This window comes from Enterobacter asburiae (assembly GCF_001521715.1).
GTDB lineage: Bacteria > Pseudomonadota > Gammaproteobacteria > Enterobacterales > Enterobacteriaceae > Enterobacter > Enterobacter asburiae.
Genome location: NZ_CP011863.1, coordinates 3,616,625 through 3,629,117, shown reverse-complemented (window position 1 = coordinate 3,629,117; position 12,493 = coordinate 3,616,625). Strand labels below are relative to the sequence as shown.

Genomic DNA, 12,493 nt, shown 5'->3' with positions numbered 1-12,493 from the left:
CTTGATGTCGTAATTTCTGCCTCGGAGGTATTTAAACAATGAATAAAATCCTGTTAGTTGATGATGACCGAGAGCTCACATCCCTTTTAAAGGAGTTGCTCGACATGGAAGGTTTCAACGTCCTGGTTGCCCATGATGGCGAGCAGGCGCTGAGTCTCCTTGACGACAGCATCGATTTACTTTTGCTCGACGTGATGATGCCGAAGAAAAACGGTATTGATACGTTGAAAGAGCTTCGCCAGACACACCAGACTCCCGTAATCATGCTGACCGCGCGCGGCAGCGAACTTGACCGCGTACTCGGCCTTGAGCTGGGCGCGGATGACTATTTACCGAAGCCGTTTAACGACCGTGAACTGGTTGCCCGTATTCGCGCTATCCTGCGTCGTTCCCACTGGAGCGAGCAGCAGCAAAATACCGACAACAGCTCACCTACTCTTGAAGTCGACTCCCTGAGCCTGAACCCGGGCCGTCAGGAAGCAAGCTTTGATGGGCAGACGCTGGAACTGACCGGCACGGAGTTCACCCTGCTGTATCTGCTGGCGCAGCACCTCGGCCAGGTGGTTTCGCGTGAACATCTAAGCCAGGAAGTGCTGGGCAAACGCCTCACCCCGTTTGACCGCGCCATCGACATGCACATCTCTAACCTGCGCCGTAAGCTGCCGGAGCGTAAAGACGGTCACCCATGGTTTAAAACCCTGCGTGGTCGCGGTTATCTGATGGTTTCTGCTTCATGATAGGAAGCTTAACCGCCCGCATCTTCGCCATCTTCTGGCTGACGCTGGCACTGGTTTTAATGCTCGTACTGATGTTGCCAAAACTCGACTCACGCCAGATGACGGAGCTTCTCGACAGCGAGCAACGTCAGGGCGTGATGATCGAGCAGCACGTGGAAGCCGAGCTGGCAAACGATCCGCCGAACGATTTAATGTGGTGGCGCAGGCTGTTTCGCGCTATCGACAAGTGGGCGCCGCCCGGACAACGCCTGCTGCTGGTGACCAGCGAAGGCCGCGTCATTGGGGCCGATCGCAATGAAATGCAGATTATCCGCAACTTCATTGGCCAGGCGGATAACGCCGATCATCCCCAGAAGAAAAAATATGGCCGCGTAGAGATGGTGGGGCCTTTCTCCGTCAGGGACGGAGAGGATAATTATCAGCTCTACCTGATCCGTCCGGCGAGTAACTCCCAGTCTGATTTTATCAACCTGCTGTTTGACCGCCCTCTCCTGCTGCTGATTGTCACCATGCTGGTCAGCTCGCCGCTGCTGTTATGGCTGGCGTGGAGCCTGGCAAAACCGGCGCGCAAGCTGAAAAATGCCGCCGATGAAGTGGCGCAGGGTAACCTGCGACAGCACCCTGAACTGGAAGCAGGTCCGCAGGAGTTCCTTGCCGCCGGAACCAGTTTTAACCAGATGGTGAGCGCGCTCGACCGCATGATGACCGCACAGCAACGTCTGTTGTCGGATATCTCGCACGAGCTGCGTACCCCGCTTACGCGCTTGCAGCTTGGCACCGCGCTGCTGCGCCGCCGCAGCGGTGAGAGCAAAGAGCTGGAGCGTATTGAAACGGAAGCGCACCGCCTGGACAGCATGATCAACGACCTGCTGGTGATGTCGCGCAATCAGCAGAAAAACGCGCTGGTTAGCGAAACGGTGAAAGCGAATCACCTCTGGCACGAGGTGCTGGACAACGCGGCGTTCGAAGCGGAACAGATGGGTAAATCCTTTACCGTCAACTTCCCGCCGGGCCCGTGGCCGCTGTACGGTAACCCCAACACGCTGGAAAGCGCGCTGGAGAACATCGTGCGTAACGCTCTTCGCTACTCGCATACGAAGATTGAGGTGGCGTTCTCGGTGGATAAAGACGGGATCACCGTCATTGTCGATGATGACGGCCCAGGCGTGAGCCCGGAAGACCGCGAGCAGATTTTCCGTCCGTTCTATCGTACCGATGAGGCGCGCGACCGGGAATCGGGCGGTACGGGACTGGGTCTGGCGATTGTTGAAACCGCCATGCAGCAGCACCGCGGCTGGGTGAAAGCCGACGACAGCCCGCTGGGTGGATTACGGTTAACGCTGTGGCTACCGTTGTATAAGCGTTCGTAGCTGTTAGTGCCGGGTGGCGGCTTCGCCTTACCCGGCCTACTCTCTGCGGAGGGCTATTCCCCCCACAATCTCCGCGAATTATCCTCGATTCTGCTGCTTAAACGCCGCTTCTGCATCGTTCTTGTCCAGCTGGTCGATAGCCCCGCCGCCGACAGCAGGCGATGATACTGCTCGTCATCAAACGGCATATGCCAGGCAATGGCGCAGGCGTCATAAACAGACACATCGCTCAGGCGCGACGCCAGTTCAAGCGGCGCGTCCGCTGAAACCTGTCCCGCCAGCACCACGCGATACAGCCAGCCGGTTTTACCCGCTTTTTGCAGCTGGGCAGACATATCCTGAATGCCGAAGTGGTAGTTGAGCTTGAAGCACGGCGAGCGTGGCTGCGTCACCTGAATCAGGGCATCGCCCCAGCGGTAGATATCACCAATAAACACGTTCTTTTCGGTGAGCCCTTCGGTGGAGAGATTCTCGCCAAACGCGGGGGCGACGAAGAGGTCTGTCTGCTCGGGGAATTCGGTTTTCCAGTGCTGATAGTGTTCACGCGGGTAGTGGCACAACGCGCGATCGGGCCCGCCGTGGATTTTCTTTTCGGCCTGCTCGTCACCCGCAAGCCCGAGGTCGGTTAACGTCAACTCACCGTCGACCTGAATTTTGGCGATGGCACTCGGGCGGCTGCCATCGTACTCCCTTACCTTGCCTGTAAACACGTTCACCGGGTAATGCATTGCTGCCTCCATTACGCAGATACAAAAAAAGCGAGTCATAAGACTCGCTTCTCACAGGCGTCTATGCAACCTTATTTTTTAGCGGCGAAACGTGCTGCTGCTTCGTCCCAGTTCACCACGTCCCAGAAGGCTTTGATGTAGTCCGGACGACGGTTCTGGAATTTCAGGTAGTAAGCGTGTTCCCAAACGTCCAGACCCAGGATTGGGAAGCCGGATGCGCCAGAAATTGCTTCACCCATCAGCGGGGAGTCCTGGTTAGCAGTAGAAACCACCGCCAGCTTGTCGCCTTTCAGAACCAGCCACGCCCAGCCAGAGCCAAAACGGGTTGCAGCGGCTTTTTCGAATTCCGCTTTGAAGTTGTCAACAGAGCCGAAGTCGCGCTCGATAGCCGCTTTCAGGTCGCCCTGAAGGGTGGTACCGGTCTTCAGGCCTTTCCAGAACAGGCTGTGGTTAGCGTGGCCGCCAGCGTTGTTACGCAGAACGGTTTTCTTGTCCGCTGGCAGCTGGTCCAGCTTGGTGATCAGCTCTTCAGCAGACAGGTTAGCGAACTCTGGCAGGCTTTCCAGCGCGGCGTTCGCGTTGTTCACATAGGTCTGGTGGTGTTTAGTGTGATGGATTTCCATCGTCTGCTTGTCGAAATGCGGTTCCAGTGCGTCGTAGGCATACGGCAGGGATGGCAGTGTATAACTCATAATCCTCTCCATTATTGTCGGGCGGCACAGCTGTTAATGCCGCGTAAGCAGTTGGTTCATTATAGTTAATTAAATGATATTGAAAATGATTATCAATGCCGTAGTTTTTATAAGGTTATTCGCATTCTGACAAAAGCCAAAATGGGTAATTCACTCAGGAGGTTAACGGAAGATGCTGCCGCGATGATGGCAGCATTGTCGGGTTAGTTTTGTTCCGCCACCAGCAGCGCGTGCGTATCCGGCTCCAGCGCCTTAAAGATATGCGGCAGATCGGCGGGATAACAGATGTAATCTCCCGGGCCGAGTTCTTCGGCCGCGTCGATCAGGCCCACTAACGCGCGCCCCTGCGTCACAATAATATGTTCAACGGACCCCGGCGGATGCGGCTGGGAAATGCGGTCTGCGCCCGGCTGGGTCATCAGAAGATAGACATCGCGGCGCGCGCCGGGAGGGCATGCGGCCAGCAAAATGGCTTCATAATTGGCCTGTCCGGCGACCACTTTCGTCCCTTCACCACGGCGGATCACCTGAGTGGTAGGCTGCTGTGGTTCAAGCAGGCGGGCGAAAGGTATATCCAGCGCCACGCAAAGCGACCACAGCGTTTCCAGGCTAGGGTTACCGTTACCGGACTCAAGCTGAGAAAGCGTAGATTTAGCGATCCCGGCACGGCGAGCGATTTCCGCCAGTGAAAGCCCGGTTCGCAGGCGTTCCCGCACCAGACTTTTAGCGATCAGGCTGATTGGCTGCGTCATATAACGGCCTCTTTTTTCTATAAACCGAACGAATCGTTCATCTTGAAAAACACTTCTGTTGCGTTCATTATAATGGATACACGTTCGATATGGCTAAAAATGTATGAAGCATCATCTCTCTTGCCTGAAAGGCGACACCATAAAAGCAATCATCCTGGTCTGCCTCGCGGTCGGCGTGGTCGGGATGTCATACGGCTCGCTGGCGATTGCCTACGGTTTCCCGGTCTGGGTACCGTTTGTACTCTCCATCACCGTACTCGCGGGCGCGTCAGAGTTTATGTTTATCGGCATTGTGGCAAGCGGCGGTAACCCGCTGGCGGCCGCGGCCGCGGGGTTGCTGGTCAACGCGCGGCACGTGCCGTTTGGCGTGACGGTGCGTGAACTGGTGGGCAAACGCGGCCTGAGCCTGTTGGGCTGCCACATCATGAACGACGAAAGCGTGGTCTTTGGCCTGTCGCAAAAAACGCCCGAACAGCGCAAAGCGGCGTACTGGCTATGTGGTTTAGGCGTGGCGATTGTCTGGCCGCTGGGGGCCCTGCTGGGCGCCATGGTCGGCAAGCTGCTGCCGGACCCGGAAACCATCGGGCTGGATGCGGTATTCCCGGCCATATTGCTGGCGCTGGTGGTTCCCGCGTTTAAAAACCGTACCACGCTGATCCGCGCCTGCAGCGGCGCCGTTGTGTCGCTGGCCGCCGTGCCGTTTGCTCCGGTGGGATTACCGGTGCTGCTCTCTTTACTGGGTCTCGCTGCGAGGAAAAAATAATGGGAAATATGACGTTTTTTATTCTCGGCATCGCCATTTTGTCTGCGGGAACGTATCTGATGCGTCTTGGCGGGGCGAAACTGGGCAGCAGGCTGGCATTGTCAGAGCGTTCACAGGCGCTGCTGTCAGATGCGGCAACGGTATTGCTGTTTTCCGTGGCGCTGGCGACCACGTTTTATGAAGGTGACCACTTTGCCGGCATGGCGCGCGTGCTGGGCGTGGCGTTTGCGGTATTTCTGGCCTGGCGGAAGATGCCGTTAATTGTGGTGATCGTGGCGGCGGCAGTCGTAACCGCGCTGCTGCGCGTGGCGGGCATAAACTAAAAAAGCGCCCCGGGGGCGCTCTTTCGACGGTGTTACAGCTTATTTAGTCAGTTCAGCAGTCATGTGTACGCGGTTACCTGAAAACGCCTGGGTAATTTTGTAAGATGATGCCCCAGCATCCTGAGCCTGAGCCGCGATTTTAGCTTCTGCGCCATCAATGGTTGACGCGGTTGCGGTCACGGTCTGTGCAGCGAAAGAACCGAAAGAAGTAGCCAGAGCGATTACAGCGACAAAAGTTTTGATGCTATTCATAATATAAACCCTTTCATTAAGTTGTTTAGGTAAGGCACCGTGCCTTGATGAGATAAATACTAGACCTCATCATGAACAACTAAAAGCGGAAGGATTTGCTATTATCATTCAAAATTATTGATTAACTATTAACCGCTGCGGATGGGTATAAATCGTCGCCCTTCCCGGCTTGCAGAAGCCCACCAGCGTCAGGTTGCAACGCTCCGCCACCTCCACCGCCAGCGTGGTCGCCGCCGATACCGCAAACAGAATTTCCACACCGCACATCGCCGATTTTTGCACCATCTCATAGCTAGCGCGGCTGGAAACGAGTGCCGCCCCCTGCTTCCAGACGTCACTTTCACGCGCACGGCGACCAAGCAGCTTATCCAGGGCCACGTGGCGGCCAACGTCCTCATGCCCACCGGCAATATCCCCCGACGGCAACACCCATGCCGCCGCGTGCGTGCAGCCGCTCAGCTGGCCGATGGGCTGTACATCGTTCAGATGCTCGAGCGCATGGTCGAGGCGAGCCAGATCAAAGGTCTGAGTAAACGGCAGTGGCGCAACGGGTTTGCCAATATCATTGAGTTGCTCAACGCCACAGACGCCGCAGCCGGTACGCCCGGCCAGCGCGCGGCGGCGCTCTTTCAGCCCCATAAAGCGGCGGCTGGAGAGTTCGATTTGCACTTCAAGGCCGTTGCAAGCCTGCACCACGTCCATGCCGTAGATCTCCTGCGGATGGTCAATGATGCCTTCCGAGAGGGAAAAACCGATGGCGAACAGTTCGAGATCTTTCGGCGAAGCCATCATCACCACGTGCGAGATGCCGTTGTAAACGAGCGCAACGGGCACCTCTTCCGCCAGAAAATCCGGCGTGGCATGGGTAATGTGGGGCGGTCTGTGTACCGACAGTTCCACAATGCCCGCAGGCAGGGGTGACGAGTGGGGAGCACGGTTTTGTTTAGACACAGCGGTATTCCTGAACAACCACGGAGGTGAGCCTGCTATTGCATCACAAACAACAGGGCTTACGCATAGTATGGATCAACTTTTCAGCATCAAGTTTACCTACTCACTTGTGAGAGGTACAACAAAACGCGTGCTACACCCCTTTAACATGCGGGGTTAATAATGTGATTAATATCACACTTTATAGTCAACAGGGTGATAATACGTTCACTTTGTATTAACGCCATTAGAACAGCTGTACCGACATTGTGGTATTCTGATGATATCCCTCGTGGAATTGAGGGATTAACGCAAATTTTTCTCCTTTGCGGTCAATTCTCAACCGCGAAGTTAAAACTACATATGTAAGCAATGTCGAAACAAGGAGTGACCCATGCAGGTCAGCAGAAGGCAGTTCTTTAAGATCTGCGCTGGCGGTATGGCAGGCACCACGGCAGCGGCACTGGGCTTTGCGCCCGGCGTAGCGCTGGCGGAAACGCGGCAGTATAAACTGCTGCGCACCCGTGAAACCCGTAATACCTGTACGTACTGCTCTGTCGGTTGCGGGCTGTTGATGTATAGCCTCGGCGACGGTGCTAAAAACGCCAAAGCGTCTATTTTCCATATCGAAGGCGACCCCGATCATCCGGTCAACCGCGGCGCATTGTGCCCGAAAGGGGCCGGTCTGGTGGACTTTATCCACTCCGAAAGCCGCCTCAAATTCCCTGAATATCGCGCGCCTGGCTCCGATAAATGGCAGCAAATCAGCTGGGAAGAGGCGTTCGACCGCATCGCAAAACACATTAAAGAAGACCGCGATGCCAACTTTGTTGAGAAGAACGCCGACGGCGTTACGGTCAACCGCTGGCTCTCCACCGGGATGCTGTGCGCTTCTGCTTCCAGCAACGAAACCGGATATTTAACCCAGAAATTTACGCGCGCACTCGGTATGCTCGCGGTCGACAACCAGGCGCGTGTCTGACACGGACCAACGGTAGCAAGTCTTGCTCCAACATTTGGTCGCGGTGCGATGACCAACCACTGGGTCGACATCAAGAACGCCAACCTCATTGTGGTGATGGGCGGTAACGCCGCTGAAGCGCACCCTGTCGGGTTCCGCTGGGCGATGGAAGCCAAAATCCACAACGGTGCGAAACTGATTGTGATCGATCCCCGCTTTACGCGAACTGCGTCAGTGGCGGATTTCTACACCCCTATTCGTTCAGGTACTGACATCACTTTCCTGTCAGGCGTATTGCTGTACCTGATGACCAACGAAAAATATAACCGCGAATACACCGAAGCCTATACCAACGCCAGCCTGATCGTGCGTGAGGATTACCACTTCGAAGATGGCCTGTTCAGCGGTTACGACGCCGAAAAACGCAAATACGATAAAACCAGCTGGAACTACGAGCTGGATGAGAAAGGCTTTGCGAAACGCGACACCACCCTGCAACATCCGCGCTGCGTGTGGAACCTGCTGAAAGAGCACGCTTCCCGCTACACGCCGGAGGTTGTTGAGAATATCTGCGGGACGCCGAAGGCAGACTTCCTTAAGGTGTGCGAGCTGATCGCCGAGACCAGCGCGAAAGACAAAACCGCGTCGTTCCTGTACGCCCTCGGCTGGACGCAGCACTCCATCGGTGCGCAGAACATCCGTACCATGGCGATGGTTCAGCTCCTGCTCGGCAACATGGGGATGGCAGGCGGCGGCGTGAACGCCCTGCGCGGTCACTCCAACATTCAGGGTCTGACCGACCTCGGCCTGCTGTCCCAAAGCCTGCCGGGTTACATGAACCTGCCAAGCGAGAAACAGACCGATCTGCAAACCTACCTGACGGCCAGCACGCCTAAACCGCTGCTCGAAGGCCAGGTAAACTACTGGGGCAACTATCCGAAGTTCTTCGTCTCGATGATGAAAGCCTTCTTCGGCGACAAAGCGACGGCTGAAAACAGCTGGGGCTTTGACTGGCTGCCGAAGTGGGACAAAGGCTACGACGTTCTGCAGTATTTCGAGATGATGCACCAGGGCAAAGTGAACGGCTATCTGTGCCAGGGCTTTAACCCGGTTGCCTCGTTCCCGAACAAGAACAAGGTTGTTGAGTCCCTGTCGAAGCTGAAGTTCCTGGTGACGATTGACCCGCTCAATACCGAGACCTCAACCTTCTGGCAGAACCACGGGGAATCGAACGACGTCGATCCATCGAGGATTCAGACCGAAGTGTTCCGTCTGCCGTCGACCTGCTTCGCGGAAGAGAACGGTTCTATCGTTAACTCCGGACGCTGGCTGCAGTGGCACTGGAAAGGCGCGGACGCCCCGGGCATCGCCATGAACGACGGCGAGATCCTGGCCGGTATCTTCTTACGCCTGCGTAAGATGTATGCGGAAGAAGGCGGCGCGAACCCGGAACCGGTGCTGAACATGACCTGGAACTACTCGACGCCGGAAAACCCTGCGCCGGAAGAAGTGGCGATGGAGAGCAACGGCAAGGCGCTGGCGGACGTTATCGACCCGGCCACCGGTACAGTGCTGGCGAAGAAAGGCGATCAGCTCAGCACCTTCGCGCACCTGCGCGATGACGGCACCACGTCAAGCGGCTGCTGGATCTTCGCCGGTAGCTGGACGCCAAAAGGCAACCAGATGGCCAACCGCGACAACGCAGACCCGTCGGGCCTTGGCAATACGCTGGGCTGGGCATGGGCGTGGCCGCTCAACCGCCGCATCCTCTATAACCGCGCATCCGCTGATCCGCAGGGCAACCCGTGGGATCCGAAGCGTCAGCTTCTGAAGTGGGACGGCGCGAAATGGGGCGGCGTGGATATTCCGGACTACAGCACTGCCGCACCGGGCAGCGACGTTGGGCCGTTTATCATGCAGCCTGAAGGGATGGGACGCCTGTTTGCTATCGATAAGATGGCGGAAGGTCCGTTCCCGGAACACTACGAGCCGTTTGAGACGCCGCTGGGTACCAACCCGCTGCACCCGAACGTGGTCTCTAACCCGGCAGCCCGTATCTTCAAGGGCGATTTCGAAGCGCTGGGTAAAAAGGACAAGTTCCCGTACGTGGGCACCACCTACCGTCTGACCGAGCACTTCCACTACTGGACCAAGCACGCGCTGCTTAACGCCATCGCGCAGCCGGAACAGTTTGTGGAGATCGGCGAGAAGCTGGCGGGCAAGCTCGGCATCGCCCATGGCGATACCGTGAAGGTCTCCTCTAACCGCGGCTATATTAAAGCCAAGGCGGTGGTGACCAAGCGTATCCGCACGCTGAACGTTCACGGTCAGGAGGTGGACACCATCGGTATCCCGATCCACTGGGGCTATGAGGGTGTGGCGAAGAAAGGGTTCATTGCGAACACCCTGACGCCGTTCGTCGGCGATGCGAACACGCAGACGCCGGAGTTTAAGGCCTTCCTCGTGAACGTGGAAAAGGTGTAACGGAGACGACTTATGGCTTATCAATCTCAAGACATTATCCGTCGTTCCGCGACTAACGGTTTCACGCCCGCGCCTCAGGCGCGGGACCACCAGCAGGAAGTGGCGAAGCTTATCGACGTGACCACCTGTATCGGCTGTAAAGCCTGTCAGGTGGCGTGTTCAGAGTGGAACGACCTGCGTGACGAAGTGGGTCACAACGTCGGGGTGTATGACAACCCGGCGGACCTGACCGCCAAGTCCTGGACGGTGATGCGTTTCTCGGAAGTGGAGCAGAACGACAAACTGGAATGGCTTATCCGCAAAGACGGCTGTATGCACTGTGCGGATCCGGGCTGCCTGAAGGCATGTCCGTCAGAAGGGGCTATCATTCAGTATGCCAACGGCATCGTCGACTTCCAGTCCGAACAGTGTATCGGCTGCGGCTACTGCATCGCGGGCTGCCCGTTCGACGTTCCGCGCCTGAACCCGGAAGACAATCGCGTCTACAAATGCACGCTGTGCGTAGACCGCGTCACCGTCGGCCAGGAGCCAGCGTGCGTGAAGACCTGCCCAACCGGCGCTATCCACTTTGGCTCCAAAGAGGATATGAAAACGCTGGCGGCAGAGCGCGTGGGCGAGCTGAAAACTCGTGGTTACGACAATGCGGGCCTGTACGATCCGGCCGGGGTTGGCGGTACGCACGTGATGTACGTGCTCCACCACGCCGACAAGCCGAACCTGTATCACGGCCTGCCGGAGAACCCGGAAATCAGCGCCACCGTGAAGTTCTGGAAAGGCATCTGGAAACCGCTGGCAGCGGTCGGTTTTGCTGCCACCTTCGCAGCGAGCATCTTCCACTACGTCGGCGTTGGTCCGAACCGCGCGGAAGAGGAAGACGACAACCTGCATGAAGAGAAAGACGAGGTGCGCAAATGAGAAAACGTGACACCATCGTGCGCTACACCGCGCCGGAACGCATCAACCACTGGGTCACCGCCTTCTGCTTCATGCTGGCGGCGATAAGCGGGCTGGGGTTCTTCTTCCCGTCCTTCAACTGGCTGATGCAGGTACTGGGTACGCCACAGCTGGCGCGCATCCTTCACCCGTTCGTGGGTGTGGTGATGTTTGCCTCGTTTATCATCATGTTTTTCCGCTACTGGCACCATAACCTAATCAATCGGGATGATATCTTTTGGGCGAAGAATATTCGTAAGATCGTCGTCAACGAGGAAGTGGGTGATACCGGGCGTTATAACTTCGGCCAGAAATGCGTATTCTGGGCGGCGATTATCTTCCTGGTCCTGTTGCTGGTGAGCGGCGTGATCATCTGGCGTCCGTACTTTGCGCCTGCTTTCTCAATCCCGGTGATCCGATTTGCGCTGATGCTGCATTCATTTGCCGCAGTGGCGTTAATTGTGGTTATCATGGTGCATATCTACGCCGCCCTCTGGGTGAAAGGCACCATTACCGCGATGGTGGAAGGATGGGTAACCAGCACGTGGGCGAAGAAACATCACCCGCGCTGGTACCGTGAAGTCCGCCAGAAACAGGAAAAGTCATCTGAATGAGTATTCGCATAATCCCGCAAGATGAGCTGGGGTCGAGCGAGAAACGCACGGCGGATTATATTCCGCCGTTGTTATTCCCCAGACTCAAGAACCTCTACAACCGCCGCGCAGAGCGTCTGCGCGAGCTGGCAGAGAACAACCCGCTGGGCGATTTTCTGCGCTTTGCCGCGCTGGTTGCCCACGCGCAGGAAGTGGTGCTGTACGACCACCCGCTGCAAATGGATCTGACCGCGCGCATCAAAGAAGCCAACGCGCAGGGCAAGCCGCCGCTGGACATTCACGTCCTGCCGCGCGACAAGCACTGGCAAAAGCTGCTGCATTCGCTGATTGCCGAGCTGAAGCCGGAGATGAGCGGCACCGCGCTGGCGGTCATTGAGAATCTGGAAAAAGCGTCCGAACTTGAGCTGGAAGAGATGGCGAGCGCGCTGTTTGCCTCCGACTTCGCTCTGGTGAGCAGCGATAAAGCGCCGTTTATCTGGGCTGCGCTGTCGCTCTACTGGGCGCAAATGGCAAGCCTGATCCCCGGTAAAGCCCGCGCCGAATACGGCGAGGCGCGCCAGTTCTGCCCGGTCTGCGGCTCTATGCCGGTATCGAGCATGGTGCAAATCGGCACGACTCAGGGGCTGCGCTACCTGCACTGCAACCTGTGTGAAACCGAGTGGCACGTGGTGCGCATCAAATGCAGCAACTGCGAGCAGACCCGCGATCTGAACTATTGGTCGCTGGAAAATGAAGAAGCGGCAGTGAAAGCCGAAAGCTGCGGCGACTGCGGCACTTACCTGAAGATTCTGTATCAGGAAAAAGACCCGAAAGTCGAAGCGGTGGCCGACGATCTCGCTTCGCTGATTCTGGACGCGAAGATGGAGCAGGAGGGCTTTGCCCGCAGCTCGATCAACCCGTTCCTGTTCCCGGGTGAAGGGGAGTAATTTCCTCTGACAGTGCCGGGCGGCGTAA

General features: G+C 56.9%; 13 protein-coding genes. 8 read left to right on the top strand and 5 right to left on the bottom strand.

Annotated features, from left to right (window positions below; genetic code table 11):
• Positions 1-38: 38 nt before the first annotated feature.
• Both cpxR and cpxA read left to right on the top strand, forming a co-directional pair.
• Positions 39-737 (top strand): envelope stress response regulator transcription factor CpxR, encoded by a 699-nt coding sequence (cpxR, locus tag ACJ69_RS17545; protein WP_006179159.1) that lies wholly within the window; start codon positions 39-41, stop codon positions 735-737.
• Entirely contained in the window at positions 734-2,107 is a 1,374-nt protein-coding gene (cpxA, locus tag ACJ69_RS17540) for an envelope stress sensor histidine kinase CpxA (RefSeq protein ID WP_023309731.1), read from the top strand. Before cpxR ends, cpxA begins: the two co-directional genes overlap by 4 nt.
• A gap of 53 nt (positions 2,108-2,160) precedes the next feature.
• Here the strand turns inward: cpxA and yiiM are convergent, their stop codons facing one another.
• The 3 genes from yiiM to ACJ69_RS17525 all read right to left on the bottom strand — a co-directional run bounded on the left by yiiM (position 2,161) and on the right by ACJ69_RS17525 (position 4,279).
• Entirely contained in the window at positions 2,161-2,835 is a 675-nt protein-coding gene (gene yiiM / locus ACJ69_RS17535; RefSeq protein ID WP_059347405.1) for a 6-hydroxyaminopurine reductase, read from the bottom strand.
• A 71-nt stretch (positions 2,836-2,906) separates the two neighbouring features.
• Positions 2,907-3,527 (bottom strand): superoxide dismutase [Mn], encoded by a 621-nt coding sequence (gene sodA, locus ACJ69_RS17530; protein ID WP_004203668.1) that lies wholly within the window; start codon positions 3,525-3,527, stop codon positions 2,907-2,909.
• A 203-nt stretch (positions 3,528-3,730) separates the two neighbouring features.
• Positions 3,731-4,279, bottom strand: coding sequence for a helix-turn-helix domain-containing protein (locus ACJ69_RS17525; RefSeq protein ID WP_059347403.1), 549 nt, complete (start codon positions 4,277-4,279; stop codon positions 3,731-3,733).
• A 103-nt stretch (positions 4,280-4,382) separates the two neighbouring features.
• On the opposite strand from ACJ69_RS17525, the gene ACJ69_RS17520 reads away from it, so the two are divergent.
• On the top strand, positions 4,383-5,042 hold the full coding sequence (locus ACJ69_RS17520; RefSeq protein ID WP_059347401.1) for an AzlC family ABC transporter permease: 660 nt from the start codon (positions 4,383-4,385) through the stop codon (positions 5,040-5,042).
• Positions 5,042-5,365 carry an AzlD domain-containing protein gene (locus tag ACJ69_RS17515; protein WP_033146957.1) on the top strand — a complete coding sequence of 108 codons (324 nt, stop codon included), beginning with the start codon at positions 5,042-5,044 and terminating at the stop codon, positions 5,363-5,365. Before ACJ69_RS17520 ends, ACJ69_RS17515 begins: the two co-directional genes overlap by 1 nt.
• 39 nt (positions 5,366-5,404) lie before the next feature.
• Here the strand turns inward: ACJ69_RS17515 and ACJ69_RS17510 are convergent, their stop codons facing one another.
• Positions 5,405-5,617: a YdgH/BhsA/McbA family protein gene (locus tag ACJ69_RS17510; protein ID WP_039264236.1), complete on the bottom strand. Its 213-nt coding sequence runs from the start codon at positions 5,615-5,617 to the stop codon at positions 5,405-5,407.
• 114 nt (positions 5,618-5,731) lie between these two features.
• Entirely contained in the window at positions 5,732-6,568 is an 837-nt protein-coding gene (gene fdhD, locus ACJ69_RS17505; protein WP_029741586.1) for a formate dehydrogenase accessory sulfurtransferase FdhD, read from the bottom strand.
• A 373-nt stretch (positions 6,569-6,941) separates the two neighbouring features.
• On the opposite strand from fdhD, the gene fdnG reads away from it, so the two are divergent.
• Genes fdnG through fdhE form a run of 4 tightly spaced genes read left to right on the top strand, consistent with a single transcriptional unit; the run spans position 6,942 to position 12,465 of the window.
• Positions 6,942-9,992: a formate dehydrogenase-N subunit alpha gene (gene fdnG / locus ACJ69_RS17495; RefSeq protein ID WP_155616783.1), complete on the top strand. Its 3,051-nt coding sequence runs from the start codon at positions 6,942-6,944 to the stop codon at positions 9,990-9,992.
• 12 nt (positions 9,993-10,004) lie between these two features.
• Entirely contained in the window at positions 10,005-10,907 is a 903-nt protein-coding gene (gene fdxH / locus ACJ69_RS17490; protein WP_008501831.1) for a formate dehydrogenase subunit beta, read from the top strand.
• Positions 10,904-11,539, top strand: coding sequence for a formate dehydrogenase cytochrome b556 subunit (fdoI, locus tag ACJ69_RS17485; protein ID WP_010436852.1), 636 nt, complete (start codon positions 10,904-10,906; stop codon positions 11,537-11,539). The genes fdxH and fdoI overlap by 4 nt, the downstream gene beginning before the upstream one ends.
• Complete coding sequence (fdhE, locus tag ACJ69_RS17480; protein ID WP_029741588.1) at positions 11,536-12,465, top strand: formate dehydrogenase accessory protein FdhE; 930 nt, start codon at positions 11,536-11,538, stop codon at positions 12,463-12,465. The genes fdoI and fdhE overlap by 4 nt, the downstream gene beginning before the upstream one ends.
• Positions 12,466-12,493: the final 28 nt, after the last annotated feature.

Excerpts from the sequence above, each read along its gene's own strand:
- sodA (WP_004203668.1), bottom strand. The coding sequence starts at position 3,527 with ATGAGTTATACACTGCCATCCCTGCCGTATGCCTACGACGCACTGGAA.
- ACJ69_RS17520 (WP_059347401.1), top strand. The coding sequence starts at position 4,383 with ATGAAGCATCATCTCTCTTGCCTGAAAGGCGACACCATAAAAGCAATC.
- cpxR (WP_006179159.1), top strand. The coding sequence starts at position 39 with ATGAATAAAATCCTGTTAGTTGATGATGACCGAGAGCTCACATCCCTT.
- fdoI (WP_010436852.1), top strand. The coding sequence starts at position 10,904 with ATGAGAAAACGTGACACCATCGTGCGCTACACCGCGCCGGAACGCATC.
- ACJ69_RS17515 (WP_033146957.1), top strand. The coding sequence starts at position 5,042 with ATGGGAAATATGACGTTTTTTATTCTCGGCATCGCCATTTTGTCTGCG.
- yiiM (WP_059347405.1), bottom strand. The coding sequence starts at position 2,835 with ATGCATTACCCGGTGAACGTGTTTACAGGCAAGGTAAGGGAGTACGAT.
- cpxA (WP_023309731.1), top strand. The coding sequence starts at position 734 with ATGATAGGAAGCTTAACCGCCCGCATCTTCGCCATCTTCTGGCTGACG.
- ACJ69_RS17525 (WP_059347403.1), bottom strand. The coding sequence starts at position 4,279 with ATGACGCAGCCAATCAGCCTGATCGCTAAAAGTCTGGTGCGGGAACGC.
- ACJ69_RS17510 (WP_039264236.1), bottom strand. The coding sequence starts at position 5,617 with ATGAATAGCATCAAAACTTTTGTCGCTGTAATCGCTCTGGCTACTTCT.
- fdxH (WP_008501831.1), top strand. The coding sequence starts at position 10,005 with ATGGCTTATCAATCTCAAGACATTATCCGTCGTTCCGCGACTAACGGT.
- fdhE (WP_029741588.1), top strand. The coding sequence starts at position 11,536 with ATGAGTATTCGCATAATCCCGCAAGATGAGCTGGGGTCGAGCGAGAAA.